The 21,490-nt window shown below is 63.8% G+C and carries 17 protein-coding genes; 10 read left to right on the plus strand and 7 right to left on the minus strand.

The window, feature by feature from the left end; all coding sequences use genetic code 11:
• Positions 1-5: 5 nt before the first annotated feature.
• From J4E63_RS06485 to J4E63_RS06515, 7 genes are all read right to left on the minus strand, one after another.
• Positions 6-2,723 (minus strand): nitrate reductase, encoded by a 2,718-nt coding sequence (locus J4E63_RS06485; RefSeq protein ID WP_207281411.1) that lies wholly within the window; start codon positions 2,721-2,723, stop codon positions 6-8.
• Positions 2,723-3,040, minus strand: coding sequence for a nitrite reductase small subunit NirD (nirD, locus tag J4E63_RS06490; RefSeq protein ID WP_018605256.1), 318 nt, complete (start codon positions 3,038-3,040; stop codon positions 2,723-2,725). The genes J4E63_RS06485 and nirD overlap by 1 nt, the downstream gene beginning before the upstream one ends.
• Positions 3,037-5,490, minus strand: a complete 2,454-nt coding sequence (gene nirB / locus J4E63_RS06495; protein ID WP_207281412.1) for a nitrite reductase large subunit NirB — start codon at positions 5,488-5,490, stop codon at positions 3,037-3,039. Before nirB ends, nirD begins: the two co-directional genes overlap by 4 nt.
• Positions 5,491-5,910: 420 nt before the next feature.
• Positions 5,911-7,584, minus strand: coding sequence for a bifunctional protein-serine/threonine kinase/phosphatase (locus J4E63_RS06500; protein ID WP_207281413.1), 1,674 nt, complete (start codon positions 7,582-7,584; stop codon positions 5,911-5,913).
• Positions 7,585-7,593: 9 nt separating this feature from the next.
• The gene (locus tag J4E63_RS06505) at positions 7,594-8,805 is read right to left on the minus strand and encodes a NarK/NasA family nitrate transporter (protein WP_025212688.1); all 1,212 of its coding nucleotides are present in this window, start codon (positions 8,803-8,805) and stop codon (positions 7,594-7,596) included.
• 565 nt (positions 8,806-9,370) lie between these two features.
• Positions 9,371-9,946, minus strand: a complete 576-nt coding sequence (locus J4E63_RS06510) for an ANTAR domain-containing response regulator (protein ID WP_060738484.1) — start codon at positions 9,944-9,946, stop codon at positions 9,371-9,373.
• A gap of 14 nt (positions 9,947-9,960) precedes the next feature.
• Positions 9,961-11,172: a CmpA/NrtA family ABC transporter substrate-binding protein gene (locus J4E63_RS06515; protein ID WP_207281414.1), complete on the minus strand. Its 1,212-nt coding sequence runs from the start codon at positions 11,170-11,172 to the stop codon at positions 9,961-9,963.
• A 245-nt stretch (positions 11,173-11,417) separates the two neighbouring features.
• On the opposite strand from J4E63_RS06515, the gene J4E63_RS06520 reads away from it, so the two are divergent.
• From J4E63_RS06520 to J4E63_RS06565, 10 genes are all read left to right on the plus strand, one after another.
• Positions 11,418-12,155 (plus strand): helix-turn-helix domain-containing protein, encoded by a 738-nt coding sequence (locus J4E63_RS06520; protein WP_207281415.1) that lies wholly within the window; start codon positions 11,418-11,420, stop codon positions 12,153-12,155.
• Positions 12,156-12,159: 4 nt separating this feature from the next.
• Positions 12,160-13,815, plus strand: coding sequence for a type III secretion system outer membrane ring subunit SctC (gene sctC / locus J4E63_RS06525; RefSeq protein WP_207281416.1), 1,656 nt, complete (start codon positions 12,160-12,162; stop codon positions 13,813-13,815).
• Positions 13,812-14,918, plus strand: a complete 1,107-nt coding sequence (gene sctW, locus J4E63_RS06530; RefSeq protein WP_207281417.1) for a type III secretion system gatekeeper subunit SctW — start codon at positions 13,812-13,814, stop codon at positions 14,916-14,918. The genes sctC and sctW overlap by 4 nt, the downstream gene beginning before the upstream one ends.
• 24 nt (positions 14,919-14,942) lie before the next feature.
• Positions 14,943-16,994 (plus strand): EscV/YscV/HrcV family type III secretion system export apparatus protein, encoded by a 2,052-nt coding sequence (locus J4E63_RS06535; protein ID WP_207281418.1) that lies wholly within the window; start codon positions 14,943-14,945, stop codon positions 16,992-16,994.
• A gap of 66 nt (positions 16,995-17,060) precedes the next feature.
• Positions 17,061-18,347 carry a type III secretion system ATPase SctN gene (sctN, locus tag J4E63_RS06540; RefSeq protein ID WP_207282456.1) on the plus strand — a complete coding sequence of 429 codons (1,287 nt, stop codon included), beginning with the start codon at positions 17,061-17,063 and terminating at the stop codon, positions 18,345-18,347.
• The gene (locus tag J4E63_RS06545) at positions 18,331-18,786 is read left to right on the plus strand and encodes a type III secretion protein (RefSeq protein WP_207281419.1); all 456 of its coding nucleotides are present in this window, start codon (positions 18,331-18,333) and stop codon (positions 18,784-18,786) included. The genes sctN and J4E63_RS06545 overlap by 17 nt, the downstream gene beginning before the upstream one ends.
• Positions 18,783-19,652, plus strand: coding sequence for a type III secretion effector protein (locus J4E63_RS06550; protein WP_207281420.1), 870 nt, complete (start codon positions 18,783-18,785; stop codon positions 19,650-19,652). Before J4E63_RS06545 ends, J4E63_RS06550 begins: the two co-directional genes overlap by 4 nt.
• The gene (locus J4E63_RS06555; protein WP_207281421.1) at positions 19,649-20,572 is read left to right on the plus strand and encodes a FliM/FliN family flagellar motor switch protein; all 924 of its coding nucleotides are present in this window, start codon (positions 19,649-19,651) and stop codon (positions 20,570-20,572) included. Before J4E63_RS06550 ends, J4E63_RS06555 begins: the two co-directional genes overlap by 4 nt.
• Entirely contained in the window at positions 20,565-21,224 is a 660-nt protein-coding gene (locus tag J4E63_RS06560) for an EscR/YscR/HrcR family type III secretion system export apparatus protein (RefSeq protein WP_192259714.1), read from the plus strand. Before J4E63_RS06555 ends, J4E63_RS06560 begins: the two co-directional genes overlap by 8 nt.
• Before the next feature lie 8 nt (positions 21,225-21,232).
• Positions 21,233-21,487 (plus strand): EscS/YscS/HrcS family type III secretion system export apparatus protein, encoded by a 255-nt coding sequence (locus tag J4E63_RS06565; RefSeq protein WP_014337351.1) that lies wholly within the window; start codon positions 21,233-21,235, stop codon positions 21,485-21,487.
• Positions 21,488-21,490: the final 3 nt, after the last annotated feature.

Below are 21,490 nucleotides of genomic sequence, written 5' to 3' on the forward strand. Positions count from 1 at the left end.
TTTCCTCACGAGATAGCCGCCAGCGGTTGCGCAGTGGCAACCAGCAGGCGTTTGATTTCCGGTACGCACGAACCGCATTGCGTGCCACAGCCCAATTCCTGTTTAAGCCCCTGCAAGTCCAAGCCACGTTCAATGCCTGCGCAGATCGCACGCTGGCTGACGTTCATGCAGTTGCACAGCGTTTTGCTGCCACCCGTTGCGGCGCCGACATTGCCCGGCGGCGCGCTCAAAGGCGCCAGCAGCCAGCGCCGCAGTTGTTCATCGGCACGGCCTTCCAGCCACAGGTTCTGCAGCCAGTGCCGAGCCAGGGTTTCGCCGGCCAGGCGAATGGCGGTGATGCGGCCGCTTTCGATGCGCACCCGTTTGCCGATAGCGCGACGCGGGTCGTCATAGGCCAGCACCGGCCCGTCGATCAGGCCCAATTGCTCGTCGATGGCCTGGAGCAGTTGCGGTTCGGGTGCAACGGCGCTGGCAGCGCGAATCAGCAACGCAGGACGCTCACGGCCGGTCAGGCTCAGGCTGACGTAGGAAAACGCCTCGCACAGGGGGCGCAGCGCCTCCAGATGCTGTTGAACATCGCCTTCGATCAAGGCGAAAAGCTGCCAAGGCAGGTTCACCGGCTCCAGGCGCACGCCGCTGTGCTTGAGTTCCGGTTGTTTCGACAAGGGGTCGAAAGCCGGTTGAGTCAGGGTATTCACGCCGCCCTTGAGGAATCGATCACCCCAGTGCATGGGCAGGAACGCTTGGCCGGGGCGCACGCTGTCGTCGCTGTCCACCGCCACGATCACGCTGCCGCGACGGCTCTTGAGGCTGACCAGGTCGCCCGCTTGCAGGCGATGCCGCTGCAGTTCATCGGGATGCAGGCTGAGTACGGCTTCGTTCACATGCCCAAACAGCTGCGCGGCGGTACCGGTGCGGCTCATGCCGTGCCACTGGTCACGCAAGCGGCCAGTGTTGAGGGTCAATGGGTAGCGGGCGTCACGCAGTTCCTGGGCGGCGCGATAGGGATCGGCCACGAAGCGCGCTCGGCCACTGTCGGTCGGGAAAATCCCGTCCACGTACAGGCGCGCCGTCCCGACCGTGGCGCCGTCCGGGAAGGGCCATTGCTGAGGGCCGAGCCGGTCGATCAGGGCATGGCTGATGCCGGACAAGTCCAGGTCGCGGCCACGGGTCAGTTGCTTGTATTCATCGAACAGTTGGGCCGGGGTGTCAAAGGCGAACAGGCTGGGTTGGCCTGGGCGCAGACGTTTCTCCAGGCGTTGTGCGAAATCCACTGTGATTGCCCAGTCCGGCCGTGCTTCACCCGGTGCGCCGATGGCCCGACGGACGTGGGAAATACGCCGTTCGGAGTTGGTCACCGAGCCTTCTTTCTCGCCCCAACTGGCTGCCGGCAGCAGCAGGTCGGCAAAGGCAGCGGTCTCGGTGGTCCGGAAGGCTTCCTGCAACACCACGAACGGACAGGCTTGCAGGGCCTCGCGTACCGCTGTCTGGTCCGGCATCGACTGGGCCGGGTTGGTGCAGGCGATCCACAAGGCCTTGATCTTGCCGCTGCGCACTTGCTCGAACAGCTCGATGGCGCTCAAGCCGGTGGTGGCGGGCAATTGCTCGACGCCCCAGTAACGGGCGACGTCGGCGCGATGCTCCGGGTTGGCCGCTTCACGATGGCCCGGCAACAGGTTCGACAGGCTGCCGGTTTCCCGTCCGCCCATGGCATTGGGCTGGCCGGTCAGTGAGAAGGGGCCCGCCCCCGGCCGGCCGATTTGCCCGGTGGCCAGGTGCAGGTTGATCAGTGCGCTGTTCTTGGCGCTGCCGGCGGTGGACTGGTTCAGGCCCATGCACCACAGCGACAGGAAGCTCGGCGAGGTGCCGACCCATTCGGCGCACTGGTGCAGTTGTTCGACGCTGATGCCGCACAACTGGGCGACCATTGCCGGGGTGTAGTCGCGTACCAGGTTCTTCAGGTCCGCCAAACCTTCGGTGTGGGCCTTGATGAAGTCGCGGTCGACCCAGTCTTCCCACAGCAGCAGGTGCAAAATCCCATGGAACAAGGCGACATCGGTGCCCGGCAGGATCGCCAGGTGCAGGTCCGCCAGGTCGCAGGTGTCGGTGCGCCGGGGATCGATGACGATGATTTTCATCTGCGGCCGGCGGGATTTGGCCTCTTCGAGGCGGCGAAAGAGGATGGGATGGGCGTAGGCCATGTTACTGCCGACGATCATCACGCAGTCGCTCAGCTCCAGGTCTTCGTAACTGCAGGGTGGGGCGTCGGCGCCGAGGCTGCGTTTGTAGCCCACCACGGCGGAGGACATGCACAGCCGGGAATTGCTGTCGATGTTGTTGGTGCCCACCAATGCCCGGGCGAGTTTGTTGAAGGCGTAGTAATCCTCGGTCAGCAATTGGCCGGAGATGTAGAACGCCACGCTGTCGGGGCCGTGCTCGGCGATGGTCGCCGCGAAGACGCTGGCGGCGTGATCCAGGGCGCTGTCCCAGTCGGTACGGGCCCGGGCCAGGCCTTTGCCCAGGCGCAGTTCCGGGTACAGGGCGCGGGCGGCGAGGTCGCCGGTCAGGTGCAGGGTGGAACCCTTGCTGCACAGTTTGCCGAAGTTGGCCGGGTGGGCGGGATCGCCGCTGACGCCGAGGATGCGCTCGTCGTCATGCTCGATCAGGACGCCGCAACCGACCCCGCAATAACAGCAGGTCGAGGCAGTGATCTGGCGGTTCATCAGCTCGCGTCCCGCAGGGCCAACTGCACCCGGCCGTTTTCGACCCGGGCCGAATGATGATGGGCGCAGCCCACGTCGGGGGCTTGGGCCTGGCCGCTTTCCAGGTCGATCTGCCAGTTGTGCAGCGGACAGGCCACGCGCTTGCCGTAGACCAAGCCTTGGGACAACGGGCCGCCCTTGTGCGGGCAACGGTCATCGAGGGCGAACACTTCATCGTCGCTGGTGCGGAAAATCGCGATATCGCCTTTGGGGCCATTGATGATGCGCGAGCCCAAGATGTTGATCTCTTCCAGTGCGCAGATATCCAACCAGTTCATGCCGGCACCTCCAGGTTTTTCACGGGGATGACCTCGAACTCTTTCTTCAACTGAGGCTGTTCCAGGCGTTGCTTCCAAGGGTCCTGTTCCAGCGACAGGGAAAACTTCAGGCGTTCGTGGAGGGCCTTGCGCCGCTCGGGGTCTTCCAGCACGGCTTTCTTGATGTGCTCCATGCCAACTCGCTGCATGTAATGCACAGTGCGTTCGAGGTAGAAGGCTTCCTCGCGGTACAACTGCAGGAAGGCGCCGTTGTATTCACGCACTTCCTCAGCGGTCTTGAGCTTGACGAAGAATTCGGCGACCTCGGTCTTGATCCCGCCGTTGCCACCGATGTACATCTCCCAGCCGGAGTCGACGCCGATAATGCCGACGTCCTTGATCCCGGCTTCCGAACAGTTGCGTGGGCAACCGGAGACGGCCAGCTTTACCTTGTGGGGGGACCACATGTTGAACAGGTCGTGTTCCAGCTCGATGCCCAGTTGGGTCGAGTTCTGCGTGCCGAAGCGGCAGAACTCACTGCCCACGCAGGTCTTCACGGTGCGGATGGACTTGCCGTAGGCGTGGCCGGACGGCATGTCGAGGTCTTTCCAGACGCCGGGGAGGTCCTGCTTCTTGATCCCCAGCAAATCGATGCGCTGCCCGCCAGTGACCTTGACCATGGGTACGTTGTACTTGTCGGCCACGTCGGCGATGCGCCGCAGTTCCGAAGGATTGGTCACGCCGCCCCACATCCGCGGAACCACCGAGTAGGTGCCGTCTTTCTGGATGTTGGCGTGGGCGCGTTCGTTGATCAGGCGCGACTGCGGGTCGTCCTGGGCTTCGCCGGGCCAGGTGGAGATCAGGTAGTAGTTCAGCGCCGGGCGGCAGGTGGCGCAGCCGTTCGGGGTGCGCCAGTTCAGGTAGCTCATGGCCCCGGCGATGCTCAGCAGGTGCTGGTCGCGGATCGCCTGGCGGATCTGGCCGTGGTTGAGGTCGCTGCACCCGCAGATGGCTTTTTCGCTCTTCGGTTTGACGTCCGCCGCGCCGCCGACGGTGTTGATCAGGATCTGTTCCACCAGGCCGGCGCAGGAGCCGCAGGAGCTGGCGGCCTTGGTGTGTTTTTTCACGTCATCGACGCTGAACAGCCCGTGTTCCTGGATCGCCTTGACGATGGCGCCCTTGCACACGCCGTTGCAGCCGCAGACTTCGGCGCTGTCGGCCATGCTCATGGCTTTGTCCTGGCCTTGGTGGCCGACGTCGCCCAAGGCGTTTTCGCCGAACATCAGGTGATCGCGGATTTCGCTGATGCCGTGGTTTTCACGGATCTGGCGGAAGTACCAGCCGCCGTCCGCGGTATCGCCATACAGGCAGGCGCCGACCAGCACGTCATCCTTGATCACCAGTTTTTTGTAGACGCCACCGATGGGGTCGGAAAGGGTGATGGTCTCGGTGCCTTCGCCGCCCATGAAGTCCCCGGCGGAGAACAGGTCGATGCCGGTGACTTTCAGCTTGGTCGACGTGACCGAGCCCTTGTAAGTGGCGAAGCCCAGTTGGGCGAGGTGGTTGGCGCAGACCTTGGCCTGCTCGAACAACGGCGCCACCAGGCCGTAGGCGGTGCCGCGGTGGTTGGCGCATTCACCGATGGCGTAGATGCGCGGGTCGTAGGTTTGCATCGTGTCGTTGACCAGGATCCCACGGTTGCACGGGATGCCGGATTTTTCCGCCAGCGCGGTGTTGGGACGGATGCCGGCGGCCATCACCACCAGGTCGGCGGGGATGATGTCGCCGTTCTTGAACTGGACCGAGCCGACCCGGCCATTGCCGGCGTCGTGCAGGGCCTGGGTCTGCTCGCTGAGGCGGAATTTCAGGCCACGGTTTTCCAGGGCGGTCTGCAGCAATTGGCCGCTGGTCTTGTCCAGTTGCCGTTCCAGCAGCCATTCGCCCAGGTGCACCACGGTCACGTCCATGCCCCGCAGCTTCAAGCCGTTGGCGGCCTCCAGACCCAGCAGGCCGCCGCCGATGACCACGGCGTGCTTGTGGGTCTTGGCGGTGTCGATCATTGCCTGGGTGTCGGCGATGTCGCGGTAGCCGATCACGCCGTCCAGGGTATTGCCGGGGATCGGCAGGATGAACGGGGTGGAGCCGGTGGCGATGAGCAGGCGATCGTATTCGGCTTCGCTGCCGTCTTCGGCGATGACCCGACGCTTGACCCGGTCGATCTCCACCACTTTGCGGTTGAGCAGCAGCTTGATGTTGTTGTCCAGGTACCAGCTCAGGTCGTTGAGCACGATCTCTTCGAACGTCTGCTCACCGGCCAGCACCGGCGAGAGCAGGATGCGGTTGTAGTTGGTGTGGGGCTCGGCGCCGAACACCGTGATGTCGTACAGCTCGTTGCTCAGCTTGAGCAGTTCCTCGAGGGTTCGAACCCCGGCCATGCCGTTGCCGATCATTACCAGTTTGAGTTTTTTCATCAGGGTTCTCCGCAAGCCAGGTCCGTTTCGTCACGGCGATCGGACTGGCTCGGCAATTTTTACGAAAACAAAAAAAGGCGTCCCGCTAGCAAGCTAGCGAGGACGCCTTTGTCCTGGTCCCGTTCTCTCGGGAAGCACCGCCTTCATCGTTGGAGGCGTTGCTTTATGTATGGTGAGAGAGGTTATGCAGTGGTTGTGCCAAGTGCCGCGAGGGCGCGGATTTATTGAGGGGCAGGCGGGTGAGTCGAGTTGAAGAGGGATTTATTGCACCGAATCAAAGCGTGTTGCCCGGTATTGGAGCGCTGTCGAGCGGTAAGGCGTTTTATGTGGCGAGGGAGCTTGCTCCCGCTCGAGCGCGAAGCGGTCGCAAGTTATTGGGTCTGCTTCGCAGCCCAGCGGGAGCAAGCTCCCTCGCCACGGTCATGACGAGTGAAACACCAAAAACAGCAGCACAACATTCACCACCAACGACACCAGCGCCAACGTCCGCCAGACCTTCAGCGGTTCGCGCTCCAGCAATGGCCTGGGCCTTACGCTCAAGCTGCGGCGCTCGCCCTGTTCCAGCAGCAACAGCCATTCCTCGGCGGTTTCAAAGCGCTGGCCCGGGTCCGCCGCGACGGCGCGTTCCAGGCTTTGCCCGAGCCATTCGGGCAGGTCCGGCCGATAGCGGCTGGCACTGACCGGCACACCGAAGCGCGGACGCTGGAAGGCTTCGATCTCGCCGTAGGGATAATGCCCGGTCAGCAGGAAATACACGGTCACGCCGACGGCATACAGATCCTGTTGCGCCGTGGGCGCGGTGCCGCCGAAGGCTTCCGGGGCGATGTAGCTGGGGGTGCCGGGCAACACGTTGGCCTGGTCTTCGGACAGGCCCGGGCAGTACGCCAACCCAAAGTCCAGCAAGCGCAATTCCCCGTCGTCGCCCAGGTGCAGGTTTTCCGGCTTGATGTCGCGGTGGTAGATCTGCCTTCGATGCAACAGGCCCACGGCCCGCACCAGCCGTTGCGCCAGGTCCAGCCATTGCGCCAGAGGCAGCGGTCCACCCTGGTTGAACAGTTCGGCCAGGGTCGCCCCCGGATACTCCCGCATCACATAGTACAAATGCTGCCGCTGGGGAACGCCATGGACCTCGGGAAACTGTCGTCCGGCGACCCGCTTGAGAAACCATTCTTCCGAGAGCAAGGCCTGTCCGGCCCGGGTGTCGTCCCGTAGGTGCACGGGCAGGGTTTTCAGCAGCCAGGGTTGGCCTTGGCCGTCGCGTACCCGGTAGAGCAACGATTGCTGGCTGTGGCCGAGCAGGCTTTCGATCTGCCAGCCCTCGAAGACCTGGCCCGGTTTCAACGCAGGCGGCAGGGGCCATTGCTGCAACTGGATCAGGGCATCGCCGATGCTGGCTTCGCCCACCGCATCGACCCGCACCAACAAGGCGCTGGCGTTGTCCTGGCTACCGGCCAGGTGCGCGGCGTTGACCAGCGTCTGCGCGGCCAGGTCCAGGTCCGGCTGGTCGCGCAGGATGCCGGCGATGGCCGTGTCCCCCAGGACCGCCCAGACGCCGTCGCTGAGCAATACGAAGGTTTCGTCGATGCGCAGTTCACCGTCGAGAAAGTCGAGGATCAGGTGTTGATCCAGGCCCAGGGCGCGCTTGAGCACATGTTGCATGCCCTGCTGTTCCCAGACGTGATCCTCGCTGACCCGTTGCAGATGATCGGCATGCCAGCGGTAGACCCGGCAATCGCCGACATGCGCGAGGGTGAAGCGCCGGCCCCGCAGGACCAGCGCACTGACGGTGGTGAGCAGCGGTTGCCCGCCACCGTTGGCTTGCAGCCAACGGTTCTGTGCCAGCAACAGCCGGTCCAGGGCCTGGGCCACGCCCCAGGTTTGCGGCGTGGAGTAGTAGTCCAGGGCCAGGGCCTGCAAGGTCGAACGGGCGGCCAGCCCGCCATCGGCGCATTGGCTCACGCCGTCGGCGATGGCGAACAGGTAACCCTTGCTGGCGGCCAGGGCCGGGGCGGGGGTGACCAGGCGCAGGGCGTCCTGGTTTTCCTCCCGCGGGCCAATGGCACTGGCTTCGGCGAAGCTCAATTGCAGGCTCATGGTTGCAGGTTATACCCGAGCAGCGGTGACGGCGGCCGAACCCCAAGTGGTTCTCCAGCGACGCTTGACGCCGTGCAGGCCGAACCAGGCCAGGACACCGAGGCTGGCGAACAACCACAGCGCCAGTTGATAGCTGCCGGTGCTTTGCTTGATCGCCCCCATGCCCGCCGCCAGGGCGAAGCCACCGATGCCGCCGGCCATGCCGATCAGCCCGGTCATCACGCCGATTTCGCGACGGAAGCGTTGTGGCACCAGTTGGAACACCGCGCCGTTACCCGCACCCAAACCGAGCATGGTGCAGACGAACAGGGCCAGGGCCGCATAGGAACTTGGCAGGTTGAAGCCCACCGCCGCGATGCAGACCGCCGCTACGGTGTACATGCCCAGCAAGGTGCGGATGCCGCCGAAACGGTCCGCCAGGGCACCGCCCAAGGGCCGCATCAGGCTGCCACCGAAGACGCAGGCGGCGGTGTAATAGCCGGCGGTGACCGGGCTCAGGCCGTATTGGTCGTTGAAGTAGCCGGGCAGGGCGCTGGCCAGGCCGATGAAACCACCGAAGGTCACGCTGTAGAAGAACATGAACCACCAGCTGTCACGATCGCCCAGGGCCTTGAGGTAGTCGGCCATGGATTTGGCTTTCGGCCGCTCGGGGGCGTTCTTGGCCAGCCAGGCGAAGAGCACCAGGGTCAGCACCAGGGGGATCAGCGCGAAGCCGAACACGTTGGTCCAGCCGAAGGCCACCGCCATCACTGGAGCGATCAACGCTGCGAGCACGGTGCCCGAGTTACCGGCACCAGCGATGCCCATGGCCTTGCCCTGGTGCTGTGGCGGATACCACTGGGACGCCAGCGGCAGGGCCACGGCGAACGACGCGCCGGCCACGCCCAGGAACAAGCCCAGCAACAAGGCTTGCTCGTAGCTGTGGATGCCCAGTTTCCAGGCGCAGAACAGCGCACCGATCACAATCACCTGGCCGACCATGCCGGCGGTCTTCGGTGAAATCCGGTCGGCCAGCAGGCCCATGAACAGGCGCAGCACGGCGCCGGCCAGGATCGGTGTCGCCACCATCAGGCCGCGTTGTTGGGTGGTCAGGTGCAGGTCGGCGGAGATCTGCACCGCCAGTGGACCGAGCAGGTACCAGACCATGAAACTCAGGTCGAAGTAGAGGAAGGCCGCGAACAGTGTCGGGGTGTGGCCGGATTTCCAGAAGCTTGAATTCATCGCGCACCTCAGCTGTAAAAGTCTCGAGAAATGAGTCAGTGCTTAGAGCAGTGCGCCGTCTGTGGTCGCACCACCGGCTCCGAAGAGCCAAAACAAAAAAACGCCGCAACCCGGATCGCCAGAGAGGCAAGGAGGGTGTGCGACGTCTTTGTCGTAGGTGGGGCAACCGCCGTTGGTTACCTGTGGGTTTGCTTAAGCGAGATCTGTGCCAACAGTAGGGATTGGCGTGAGGGCTATCGCGAGCAGGCTCGCTCCCACACTGGAACTTCAGAGGCTACAGAACCTGTGGGAGCGAGCTTGCTCGCGAAGACGGTGGGTCAGTCGATATTGATGGTGGAAGTTAGATTGCTATCGCGAGCAAGCTCGCTCCCACAATGGATTTTCAGGGGCTATGAAACCTGTGGGAGCGGGCTTGCTCGCGAAGACGGTGGGTCAGTCGATATTGATGTTGGAAGTTAGATTGCTATCGCGAGCAAGCTCGCTCCCACACTGGAACTTCAGAGGCTACAGAACCTGTGGGAGCGAGCTTGCTCGCGATGGCGCCAGGCCAGGCGCTACAAGGCTTTCAGCCGAGCAACTCGTTCATGGCAATGATCTGCTCAGCCACCTGGATCAGCTTCTGCTGGCGGCTCATGGCCTGGCGGCGCATCAGGGTGTAGGCCTGCTCTTCGTTGCAGTCCTTCATCTTCATCAGCATGCCCTTGGCCAGTTCGATGCGCTTGCGTTCGGCCAGTTGCTGGTCCCGGGCCAGGAGTTGGGCGCGCAGGGCCTGGTCGCTTTCGAAGCGGGCCATGGCCACGTCGAGGATCGGTTGCAGGCGTGCGGCGTGGATGCCTTCGACGATGTAGGCACTGACGCCCGACTTGATCGCCTGGCGCATCACATTGGGGTCGTGCTCGTCGGTAAACATGACGATCGGTCGTGGTTGGTCACGACTGACCAGCACCACTTGCTCCATCACATCGCGTCCGGGTGACTCGGTATCGATCAGGATCACATCCGGACGCACCGTTTCGACGCGCGCCGGCAGGTCGATGGTCAGGCCGGATTCGTCGATCACTTCGAAACCGGCTTCAATCAGGGCAGCCTTGAGGCGGCCGACTTTTTTCGCGGTGTCGTTGATCAGCAGGATACGCAGCATGGTCGTGGCTCCTGTCAGCGGCTGGCGAGAAGGGGAGCCGCATCGCTCAAGGCGTGCAGTTTGAAGCTGCGGGCGTACCCGACCGGGTCCGAGCCGTCCCAGATGATGCCGTCGATCAGTTGGCTGCTGCGCATGTCCTGGCCCGGGGACGCGATGTCCAGCGCCGCACAGGCTTCACGGTACAACGTGAGCTGCTGGACGTCCCGGGCCACGGCCAGGTAATCCGGGTCTTCGCGCAGCAGGCCCCAGCGACGGAACTGGGTCATGAACCACATGCCGTCGGACAGGTATGGCAGGTTCACCTCGCCATTGCCGTGGAAACGCATGGCGTGGGGATCCTGCCAACTGTTGCCCAAGCCATCGGCGTAGATCCCCAGCAAGCGGGGCTCGATGCAGTCCAGCGGGGCGTCGAGGTATTCGGGTGCACTCAACAGTTGCGCGGTGCTGCGACGGTTTTCGCTGTTTTGTTCGATGAAGCGGCTGGCTTCGAGGATCGCCATCACCAAGGCCCGGGCGGTATTGGGGTATTGCTCGACGAACGCCCGGGTGCAGCCCAGGACTTTTTCCGGGTGGTCGGGCCAGATGGTCTGGGTGGTCGCCAGGGTAAAACCGAGGTTCTGTTTCACCGCGCTGGCGCACCACGGCTCGCCGACACAAAAGCCGTCGATGCGCCCGGCTTGCAGGTGCGCAATCATTTGCGGCGGCGGCACCACCACGCTGTCGACGTCCGACAAGGGGTGGATGCCCTGGGCGGCGAGCCAGTAATAGAGCCACATGGCGTGGGTGCCGGTGGGGAAGGTCTGGGCGAAGGTCAGTTTCGGGCGAGTTTGGTGCACGTGCCGTTCCAGTGCTTCAGGACTGGTCACGCCCTGGGCCTGCAAGCCATGGGACAGGTTGATGCTCTGGCCGTTCTGGTTCAGCCCCATCAGCACCGCCATGTCGGTCGGTGCGACCCCGCCGATGCCCAGATGCACGGCGTAGACCAGGCCATACAGGCTGTGGGCGGCATCGATTTCACCGCTGACCAGTTTGTCCCGCAGGTTGGCCCAGGATGCCTGGCGCTTGAGGTTCAGGGTCAGGCCGTAGGGTTGGGCGAAGCCCTGGGTGGCGGCGACCACCACTGGGGCGCAGTCGCTCAAGGCCATGAAACCGAGGTTGACCGCGCTCTTTTCCGGGGCATCGCTGCCATTGACCCAGGCCAGGGGGTTGGCTGGAACTTCATTCATCGCGCTTCACCTTTACACATAAAAAAAGCGCCGTGTCCGAGCCAATTGCCAGAGCCGGGCTGGAGACGCCGCCGTTGTCCCTTTAATCAGTCTGGCACTCATTTGGCCATCGGCATGGGCGCCGATGAACAGTAATGGTGCAAGGCATATGCCAGCCCGGCCCTCATCACCTTTCCATCAAGATTCCCGGCGTCGGGTCTTTCATCCTGTCGTTCCTTCCAACGCCACGTAGCAAAGGAGACGGTATGCAGGACAAATCAATTCGCGCCACGACCTTGCCTGATCTGGGCGAACGCGTGCTGCACCTGCGCGTGGCCCAGTCCCCGGTTCAGCTCAATGCTGCACAGTTGGGCCGCAGTCACTGCCTGCCCGTCGGTTGGGAGGGTTTGGTGGTGCAGAGCGATTCGCTGCGCTTCAGTGGCGGCAAGTTGCATGTCACCCCGGTGTGCGAAGCGACGCTGGTCAAGCTGCAGGCGTTCCTGGATATGAGCGATGCCCTGGTGGATGTCGGGCAGCGGCTGGACGCGCTGCCATGGGCCTTGTTGCCGGTGGCCGGCGAAACCGTCCGCTCGCCCCAACGGCTCGAACGCTGGTACATCGGGCAAGCGATGGACGGCACCGTGGCCTATCACGCGGTCGCTCGCCTGTTGCGGCATCACGAGAGCTACGGGCTCGTGCGCTTTTTGCTGGAGCAAGGCACCCGCAGTGAAAAACTGACCACCCTGGCGCAGCGTTATGGCGTGTCGGTCTCGCATTTTCGCCGGCTCTGCCACCAAGCCCTGGGCAGCGCGGCCAAACCGGCCTTGCGCGGTTGGCGCACGGCCCGGGCGTTGTTGAACATGAGCCTTGGGGACGGCTCGCTGACCGATGTCGCGCTGGAGTTCGGCTTCGCCTCTTCGTCACATTTCTCCAAGGAGATTCGCGAGCTGGTGGGTTTTACCCCCAGCAGCCTGGCCGATATCACCTACCTGCCAGGCAAGTGAGTCGATGATCCCTCGTTCGTTATCCCGGGTCCTGTTATCCCTCTGCTTGAACGGCGCGTGGCTGTTCGCGCCCGTTGCCGCGGCGGCCAATGTCTATACCTTCGAGGCCCGGGAACAGAGTGCGCGCACGTTTTTCAGCGAGTTGTCCGGGTCCTTGGGCAAACCGGTCATCGTCAGCAAGGCCGCAGCGGCCAAGCGCATTGGCGGGACGTTCGATCTGCGCACGCCGCAACGGACGTTCGAGCGGGTCAGCGCGCAGATGGGGTTGATCTGGTACAGCGATGGCCAGGCGATCTATCTGTATGACGCCTCGGAAATCAAGAGCGCGATGATGTCGCTGCAGACCTTGACCGTCGCCAAGCTCCAGGCGTTCCTCGGGCGTTCGGGCTTGCACGATGGGCGTTATCCGTTGCGCCACGACGGGCTGCGGACGTTCCATGTGTCGGGGCCGCCGATGTATGTCGACCTGGTGGTGCAAGCGGCCGGGTTGATGGACAACCAGCGCTCGGAACTGTTGCTGGGCAAGCAGCAGATTGGCGTCATTCATGTGCGCAACACCTTCGTCAGCGATCGCCAATATGAGCTGCGCGACGACAAGGTGACCATCCCCGGGCTGGCCACCGTGATCGAAGCGTTGTTGCGCGGCGAGCAGCAACAGGTCGAGCCGTCGGTGGCGCAAACCCCCGAACCGCGACCGCGGGGGACGATGCCGGTGTTTCCCCTCGAAGGCCTGGCGAACACCTCTTCGGACCAGGACCCGACGGCCCCACGCATCATTGCGCGCGAGGTGGCCGCCGGCAACATTCGGGTGGTGGCCTACCCGGATACCAACAGCCTGCTGGTCAAGGGGCTGCCGGAGCAGGTGCGCTTCATCGAGAACCTGGTCAACGCCCTCGACACGCCGAAACGCCACGTCGAGTTGTCGCTGTGGATCATCGACCTGCACAAGGATGAGCTCAACCAGTTGGGCATCAACTGGCAGGGCGCGGTGAAGTCTGGCGGGCAGTTCAGCGCCTCGCTCAACGCCGGCTCGGCCACCACCCTTGACGGCGCCTCGTTCGTGACCCAGGTCATGGCGCTGGAACGTACCCACCGGGCGAACGTGGTCTCGCGACCGGTGATCCTGACGCAGGAAAACGTGCCGGCGATCTTCGACAACAACCGCACGTTCTACGCCCCGCTGGTGGGGGAGCGCAGCGTCGATCTGCAGCACATCACCTACGGCACCCTGGTCAACGTGCTGCCGCGTTTCGCCCAGGCCGACGAGATCGAGATGTCGCTCAATATCGAGGACGGCAACGAAGTCGAGAATCCCGGCCGGGGTGAGCAGCACAGTGCGTTGCCGACGGTCGGGCGCACCCGCATCAGTACCGTGGCGCGGGTGCCCCAGGGCAAGAGCCTGCTGGTGGGCGGCTTCACCCGTGACGATCACGGCGAGCAGATCGGCCGCGTGCCGGTGCTGGGATCGATTCCGTGGATCGGCCGATTGTTCAGCTATCGCCAGGGCCGCTCGGCCAACACGGTGCGGGTGTTTCTGATCCAGCCCAAGGAGATCCGCGACGCCCTTGAATCCGCCACGGTGGAGTTGGGCATGCCGTTGCTGACCCCTGAGCAGCACGAGCGCGTGCGGCGAATGTACTTCCGGATGTCCGAGCAATGATCCTGCCACCGGTTTCCATGGGCGGCCGGGCCGCCCAGGCCCGGTTGAATGCCGAGAAGGCCGCCGAGCATCCACAACCGCAAGTCGACGCCGAGGCGACGCTGGACGACAGCGCAACGGCGGCCATGGCGCAGCGCATCGTGCAGATCAGCGACGAGTTGTCGGCGGCGCTGACGCAGTTCCGTGCCCGACGGTTGTTCGAACTCAAGTCCGAAACCCTGACCGACACCTTCGAACGCGTGCTGGAGGACGACACCGTGCCCAAGGCCCGGCAGGTGCTGAGCCTGGCGCGGCTGGCGGACAAGCCCGTGGCCTGGTTGCTGCAGATGGCGCGCCGCCTGTTCCCCGATGACAGCGACCTGGCGCTGGTGCTGCGGGCGTTGTTGCGCCGCCGCAACCTGGAAACCCACACCCGCCAGCGCCTCGAAACGCTCTTGCAGACGGTGGTTGCCCAAGGCTCCCCCAAGCGCATGAACGCCGGGATCAACGCCGCGCTCAAGGCCAGGATGTTCGGCAAGAGCATGACGGTCAGGGCCGGCCTGTTGCGCGAGACCTACCGGGATTTTCTCGAGTCCGACGAAGGCCCGCTCGGTTGCTACCAGGACTGGATCGCCCTGTATGGCCCGGCACAGCGCATGAATGTGCTGGCCTTCATCGAAGCCGCGTTGCTGACTGACATCAGCGCCCAGGACCCCAGTTGCTCGCGCCTCGAGTTCGGCCAATTGCTGACCCGGGTGACCGACCTGAAGCGCTTGCGTTCGGCCGATGGGCTGTTTATCGGCGCCGTGCTCGGCGATGCACTGATCTGTCGGCACAACCCCCATGAGGCCGAATGGCTGGTGTTCCTGCTCGGCGTGTTGACCTACCCCGACGACCTCGACCAGCTGCTGCTCGGGGCGTTGGGCGAGCAGGTGCTGCTCAGTGCCCACCGCGAGCGTTCGACGTTGCTGCAAACCCTGCGGCGGCTCAGCCTGCAATTGCCGCCGCCATTGTTTGCCGATGAAGAGGCGCCACAACGCCTGGCCATTCAGTTCACCCGCCTGGCCGACGTCGCCTATGCCCACGAATGCATCGAACAGCGCCAGTCCGGCGGTCAGCCATGATCTTGTCGCGGAGCCAGGCCTGAAATGCTCAATGTGTTCCTGCGAAGTGTCGGCGCGCGTCCGGAGCTGCTGATCCTGACCTTGATGGTGATGATCATCGCCATGCTGATCATCCCCCTGCCGACGGTGCTGGTGGATTTTCTCATCGGCCTGAACATCGTCATCTCGTTGTTGGTGTTCATGGGCTCGTTCTACATCGAGCGCATCCTCAGCTATTCGACGTTCCCGGCGCTGCTGCTGTTGACGACCTTGTTTCGCCTGGCCCTGTCGATCAGCACCAGCCGGCTGATTCTCAGCCAGGCCGATGCCGGCGAGATCATCGCTTCCTTCGGTGACTTCGTGATCGGCGAAAGCCTGGTGGTGGGCTTCGTGATTTTTTCCATCGTCACCATTGTCCAGTTCATCGTGATTACCAAAGGCTCGGAGCGGGTGGCCGAAGTGGCGGCGCGCTTCTCCCTGGACGGCATGCCCGGCAAGCAAATGAGCATCGACGGCGACCTCAAGGCCGGCGCCATCGATGCGGCCCAGGCGCGGGAAAAACGCAGCGTGCTGGAACGTGAAAGCCAGCTGTACGGTTCTTTCGACGGGGCGATGAAATTCATCAAGGGCGATGCAATCGCCGGCATCATCATTATCTTCGTCAACTTCATCGGCGGCATGGCCATCGGCGTCGGGCAACTGGGCATGGACCTGTCCACGGCCCTGTCGACCTACACCCTGTTGACCATCGGCGATGGCCTGGTCGCCCAGATCCCCGCGCTGCTGATCGCCATCGGCGCCGGTTTCATCGTCACCCGCGTCAACGGCGATGACAGCAACCTGGGGCGCAACATGCTCACCCAGATGCTGGGCAACCCGTTCGTCCTGGGCGTCACCGCGTTGCTGGCGGTGGGCGTGGGCCTGTTGCCCGGTTTTCCACTGCCGACATTTCTCTCGATCGCCGCGGTGCTGGGGCTGGTGGTGTTCGTGCGCCATCGCCGCGCCTCGCGCCCGGCTGGATCGGGGGAAAGCCGCAGCGAACCTGTCGAGGCCGGCGCGGGGCCGGGGGCGTCGGGATTGATCGATGACGTCGACAACGTTGCGACCGAAACCATCGCCCTGATGCTGCTGGTGCCCCCGGCGCGCCTGCAAGCGTTGGAGAAGGATCGTTGGGCGGCGCGCTTTCGCAGCCAGTTTTTCGTCGATTACGGGCTGCGCATTCCCGAGCCGCAGCTGCGGGCCAGCGAGGCGCTGCCGGTCCATCAAGTGGCGGTGTTGATCAACGAAGTGCGCGCCGAGCAGTTCGATATTCATTTCGAGCACTGGCGCCTGCTGGATTATTCCCCCGAGTTGGAACCGTTGGGCTTTGCCCTGGTGCGCGGCACCGACAGCAATCGCCTGGGCGGCGTCTGGGTTACGGCCGCCGACCGGGAGCGGGTGCAGCAGTTGGGTTATCACCTGCGGCCCGCCGACGAAGAATGTTATCGCTGCCTGGTCACGCTGCTGGCGCGCAACATCCAGGAGTTTTTCGGCGTGCAGGAAACCAAGCAGTTGCTCGACGAAATGGAAGCGCGTTACCCCGACCTGCTCAAGGAAGTCTATCGCCACGTCACGGTGCAGAAGATCGCCGAGGTGCTGCAACGCTTGATCGGCGAGCGCATCTCCGTGCGCAACATGAAGCTCATCCTCGAATCCCTCGCCCATTGGGCCTCCCGGGAAAAGGATGTGCTGGCGCTGGTGGAACACGTTCGCGGCGCGATGGCTCGTTACATCAGCAACAAGTTCGCCCAGGGCAACGACCTGCGGGTCTTGCTGTTGTCGGCGGAGTTCGAGGACGTGGTCCGCCGGGGCATCCGGCAAACCTCGGGCGGCAATTTCCTCAACCTGGAGCCGGCCGACTCGGAAGAGCTGATGGACCGTCTCAGTGTCGGCCTGGACAGCGTGCACATCGCTCACAAGGACATGGTGCTGCTGTGTTCGGTCGACGTGCGGCGCTACATCAAGAAACTGATCGAGGGACGTTTCCGGGAGCTGGACGTCATGTCGTTCGGCGAGGTTTCCGAGAATGTCTCGGTCAATGTCATCAAGACGCTTTGAGGAGATCTGTCCCATGTCGCACGTCTTTTTGCAGGTTGTTGAAACGCTGGCCGAGCAGCCGTGACGATGAATGTCCACCTGGAAAGACGGGCGGCCCATCCCTTGCGTTTGAGCGGTCCATTGATCGAAGCGGCGCTGAGTGAGGTGGTGGTCGGCGAAATCTGTGAAGTGCGCCGGCATTGGCGTTCGCCCCAGGTCGCAGCCAGGGCGCAGGTCATCGGCTTCAAGCCCGGCGCGGTGCTGCTCAGTTTGCTGGGCGAGGCGAAAGGCTTGTCCCGGGAATCGATGATCGTGCCCACCGGCTCGACTTTGCAGTTGACGTGCAGTGACGCCTTGCTCGGCAGCGTGGTCGATCCCCAGGGCGTTATCGTCGAGCGCCTGGCGCCGTCGACGGCGGTCGCCCAGCGCGATTGTGCGGTGGATGCCGACCCACCGTCGTACCAGCAGCGGCGCCCGGTGGTGGAGCCGCTGCGCACCGGCATTCGCGTCATCGACGGCTTGCTGACCTGCGGCGTCGGCCAGCGCATCGGCATTTTTGCCGCCGCCGGTTCCGGCAAGACCACCTTGATCAACATGCTGATCGAACACACGGACGCGGAGGTTTTTGTCATTGGCCTGATTGGCGAACGCGGGCGCGAAGTCACCGAGTTCATCGAGCATTTGCGCCAGTCGCCCAAGCATTCCCGTTGTGTGGTGGTGTACGCCACGTCGGATTTTTCCTCGGTGGATCGCTGTAACTCGGCGCTGCAGGCCACCACCATCGCCGAGTATTTTCGCGACCAGGGCCGGCGCGTGGTGCTGTTGCTGGACTCGTTGACCCGCTACGCCCGCGCGCGCCGCGACCTGGCCTTGGCCGCCGGTGAAGCACCGGCGCGGCGGGGTTATCCGGCCTCGGTGTTCGATGCATTGCCGCGCCTGTTGGAACGTCCGGGCGTGACCGCGTCGGGCAGCATCACGGCCTGGTACACCGTGCTGCTGGAAAGTGACGACGAGCCGGATCCGATCGCCGAGGAGATTCGCTCCATTCTCGATGGCCACATCTACCTTAGCCGGACCTTGGCCGCCAAGGGGCATTACCCGGCCATCGATGTCTTGCGCAGCGTCAGCCGGGTGGCGACGCAGGTCACCACGCCAGAGGTCCGGCAATTGGCGGCCGCGACTCGCGATGCCCTGGCGCGCCTTGAACAGCTGCAGGTGTTTCTCGACATGGGCGAGTACAGCCCGGGTGCGGACGCGGCCAATGACCACGCGCTGCAACGTCGCGAAGCCCTCGGCCAATGGTTGCGCCAGCCGACGGATCAATCCAGTGAGCCAGATGAAACCCTGCGGAGCCTGCATGAAATCATTGCTTGATCGACGACGCCTGCTGGCTTTCAGTCAGTTCCGCCGGCAACGCGGCGAGCAGGCCGTGTTGCGTGTCCAGCGTCAATTGCAGCTGCTGCGCCAGGAACAGTCCGCTTTCGAGGAGCAAGAGGCGGCGCTGCAACGTTTGTTGAGCAGTCATCAAGCCAATGATTGTGTGCTGGATCACGGCCAGTTGTTGGCGCTGTTGCGCACCCAGGCGGTCATCCGGCGACGCATCGACCTGCTGCGTGTCGAGCGTGACCGTGTGGATCAGCAGTGTCGGCAGGTCGAGCAACAGTTGCAGGCGCAGCGCGAGCAACTGCGTGGGCTGCAACGCAAACACGACAAGTATGCGCGCGGCGTCCAACAGCTGTTGCGTGGGCAGCGGCTCGAGGCGGTGCGCCGCGAAGAACGGGAGCTGGAAGAGATGATCGGAGTGCGGCGATGAACGAGGTCTTTGCAGTGTCCACGGGGTCGGTCCAGGCCCTGGAGCCCGTCGACGAAGGTCCGCTGGATGAGCTGCTGGAACAGCTCGTCCCGGTGCAAGAGGATGAACTGCCACAAGGTGCGCTGGAACTGATGGCGGCGCTGATCCAGCCTCGGCGCCCCCTGATGGAAGCCGCTCGGACGTTGGCCTGGCAGGCGATGAAGGTGGGGCAGGAGACGCTGGCGGTTGAACGCGATGAAGCCCGGCCGGTTGTCCGGGGTACGGAGGGGGCTGAGCCCGCTGGCAGGCGATGGGTTACCCGGGAACCCCAGGCTTTTCCACAGGCAGGCGCGCCGTTCGGCAAGTTGACCCAATACGCGTTGCCGCAACGCCTGGAGCCTGTGGCCCCTGGCGTCGATAAAGCGGCGGTGTCGGCATCGGTTGAGTCGCTGGCGGTGGAGCCTTTCACTGCACCCCGTCTCGACGAACAACCGTTGCCCCAGGCGCCGATGAGCGCTCAAGGCCCGCGCCAGACGCCGGCCGTTGCCCCAGCGGCCCTCCCTTCAGCGGCACTACCACCAGCGCCGCCAATGCTTGAGGTGATGGTCGAGGCGTTGCCGGACACGGGCCGGGGCGTGCTGCAAGTACCGTTCAATAGAGGTGCTGCCAGTGGACAGATAACGATTACCCGGGTGCCCGAAGAATCCACCCGGAGCCTGACGCTCAGCCCCAGCAATACCCTGGTGTTCGAGCAACTCAAGGCGCCTTTCGAGCTGGCCCGGGAACCGGCCTGGCGGCTGGCCGACAGTGGCGGCGAGCAGTCGCGCCAGGGCTCGCATCAGGCGCCGGATGAGGAGCAGGACGAACAGGTAGAGCGTCCGGCATGAGCGCGTTGCCGCTACGACGGGTCGAGCCGTTGGCCCATGCCCAGGCCCAGGCGACTCAACGTTGGCGACGGGCCGGTCGTGGTACGGGGTTGGGCCGGGTGCCAGGGCATGACGGCTACTTGCGTTTCTGCGCCCACGGAGACGGCGGCCACTGGCAAGGGTTGATCGCGGCCCATGACTGGCTGTATCGCGCGCTTCCACAGTTGCAATCGTTACTGAAGGTGGAAACGTCGTTGATGAATATCGTCGAGCTGTTTCGGGCGTTGCCACGCCCCTTGCTGCTGGAGGTGGAGGAGCTGCAGTACCGGGCGCTGTCCGACATCGAATGCGTCGCCCCGGCGCGATTGCCTACCTGCGAGCTGCCCTGGCTCGAAACCCCACGGGGGCGCCTGTGGTTGCTGCAACTGCCGCCGACACCCGTTGCCAGCGAGCGCTTGGGTGTCGATTCATGGCTGGACGAATTGCCGTTGCGCCTGGAGTTGCTGCTCGGCGTCAGCCACCTGAGCCGTGCCAGCCGGATGCGCCTGGAAGAGGGCGATGTCGTGCGCATCGTCCAGCGTTCTCAGCGCTGTTGTCTGGCCGACTACAGCCTTGGCACTTTCACCTTTACCCAGGAGGGTCTACACATGCAACCGAGCGTGACCGATGCCAATGCGGATATCCCGCCAGAAACCGACGCGACGATCGACCTGGGAGCGCTCCCGGTGCGCCTGGAGTTCCTGCTCCCCAGCCATGAAACCGACCTGGCCACGTTGTCGCGCATCATCGACGGGCAACTGATCCCGTTGACCGAGGACGCGGTGCGGCACATCGAGGTGCGGGCCAACGGCAAGCCGGTGGCCCGCGGGGAGCTGGTGCAGTTGGACGGTCAGTTGGCGGTCGAATTGCTCCAGGTCTATCGGGCCAGCGCCGATGAATGATGTCTCGCTGATCGCGCTGTTGGCGTTCGCGTCGCTGCTGCCGTTCCTGGTGGCGGCGGGCACGTGCTACCTCAAGTTTTCCATTGTGTTCATCATCGTGCGCAACGCGTTGGGCCTGCAGCAGGTGCCGTCGAACATGGCGCTCAATGCGATTGCCCTGATGCTGGCGATTTTCGTCATGACGCCGGTCATGAAGCAGGGCCATGACTACTACAAGCGCGAGGCGGTGGCCTTTACCGATATCGAGTCGGTGGTGAACTTCGCCGAGAACGGCCTGGGCAGTTACAAGGATTACCTGCGCACCTACACCGACCCGGAACTGGCGCAGTTTTTCGAGCGGGCCCAGGCGCTCCAGGATGAAACCGACGCGGACCTGCCTGCCGATGAAGAACTTGTGCCCTCGCTGTTTGCGCTGTTGCCGGCCTATGCCCTGAGTGAAATCAAGAGTGCCTTCAAGATTGGCTTCTACCTATACTTGCCCTTCGTGATCGTCGACCTGGTGATCTCCAGCATCCTGCTGGCGCTGGGCATGATGATGATGAGCCCGGTGATCATTTCCGTGCCGATCAAACTGGTGTTGTTTGTCGCGCTTGACGGTTGGGCGCTGCTGTCGACCGGGCTGGTCAAGCAATACCTGACCTTGCTGGCATAGGCGCACCGATGAACGATCTGGTCTATGCCGGCAACAAAACCCTGTACCTGATCCTGCTGATGGTGGCCTGGCCGATCATCGTCGCCACCGTGGTCGGCCTGGTGGTCGGGTTGATCCAGACCGTGACCCAGTTGCAGGAACAGACGCTGCCGTTCGGTTTCAAGTTGTTGGCGGTGGCGGCGTGCCTGTTCCTGCTGTCGGGCTGGTACGGCGAAACGCTGCTGGATTTCAGTCGTGAAGTCATCCGCCTGGCGTTGAGCTAGCCG

Source organism: Pseudomonas sp. FW300-N2F2 (genome assembly GCF_017351655.1).
GTDB lineage: Bacteria > Pseudomonadota > Gammaproteobacteria > Pseudomonadales > Pseudomonadaceae > Aquipseudomonas > Aquipseudomonas fluorescens_AA.

Excerpts from the sequence above, each read along its gene's own strand:
- J4E63_RS06485 (WP_207281411.1), bottom strand. The coding sequence starts at position 2,723 with ATGAACCGCCAGATCACTGCCTCGACCTGCTGTTATTGCGGGGTCGGT.
- nirD (WP_018605256.1), bottom strand. The coding sequence starts at position 3,040 with ATGAACTGGTTGGATATCTGCGCACTGGAAGAGATCAACATCTTGGGC.
- nirB (WP_207281412.1), bottom strand. The coding sequence starts at position 5,490 with ATGAAAAAACTCAAACTGGTAATGATCGGCAACGGCATGGCCGGGGTT.
- J4E63_RS06500 (WP_207281413.1), bottom strand. The coding sequence starts at position 7,584 with ATGAGCCTGCAATTGAGCTTCGCCGAAGCCAGTGCCATTGGCCCGCGG.
- J4E63_RS06505 (WP_025212688.1), bottom strand. The coding sequence starts at position 8,805 with ATGAATTCAAGCTTCTGGAAATCCGGCCACACCCCGACACTGTTCGCG.
- J4E63_RS06510 (WP_060738484.1), bottom strand. The coding sequence starts at position 9,946 with ATGCTGCGTATCCTGCTGATCAACGACACCGCGAAAAAAGTCGGCCGC.
- J4E63_RS06515 (WP_207281414.1), bottom strand. The coding sequence starts at position 11,172 with ATGAATGAAGTTCCAGCCAACCCCCTGGCCTGGGTCAATGGCAGCGAT.
- J4E63_RS06520 (WP_207281415.1), top strand. The coding sequence starts at position 11,418 with ATGCAGGACAAATCAATTCGCGCCACGACCTTGCCTGATCTGGGCGAA.
- sctC (WP_207281416.1), top strand. The coding sequence starts at position 12,160 with ATGATCCCTCGTTCGTTATCCCGGGTCCTGTTATCCCTCTGCTTGAAC.
- sctW (WP_207281417.1), top strand. The coding sequence starts at position 13,812 with ATGATCCTGCCACCGGTTTCCATGGGCGGCCGGGCCGCCCAGGCCCGG.
- J4E63_RS06535 (WP_207281418.1), top strand. The coding sequence starts at position 14,943 with ATGCTCAATGTGTTCCTGCGAAGTGTCGGCGCGCGTCCGGAGCTGCTG.
- sctN (WP_207282456.1), top strand. The coding sequence starts at position 17,061 with ATGAATGTCCACCTGGAAAGACGGGCGGCCCATCCCTTGCGTTTGAGC.
- J4E63_RS06545 (WP_207281419.1), top strand. The coding sequence starts at position 18,331 with ATGAAATCATTGCTTGATCGACGACGCCTGCTGGCTTTCAGTCAGTTC.
- J4E63_RS06550 (WP_207281420.1), top strand. The coding sequence starts at position 18,783 with ATGAACGAGGTCTTTGCAGTGTCCACGGGGTCGGTCCAGGCCCTGGAG.
- J4E63_RS06555 (WP_207281421.1), top strand. The coding sequence starts at position 19,649 with ATGAGCGCGTTGCCGCTACGACGGGTCGAGCCGTTGGCCCATGCCCAG.
- J4E63_RS06560 (WP_192259714.1), top strand. The coding sequence starts at position 20,565 with ATGAATGATGTCTCGCTGATCGCGCTGTTGGCGTTCGCGTCGCTGCTG.
- J4E63_RS06565 (WP_014337351.1), top strand. The coding sequence starts at position 21,233 with ATGAACGATCTGGTCTATGCCGGCAACAAAACCCTGTACCTGATCCTG.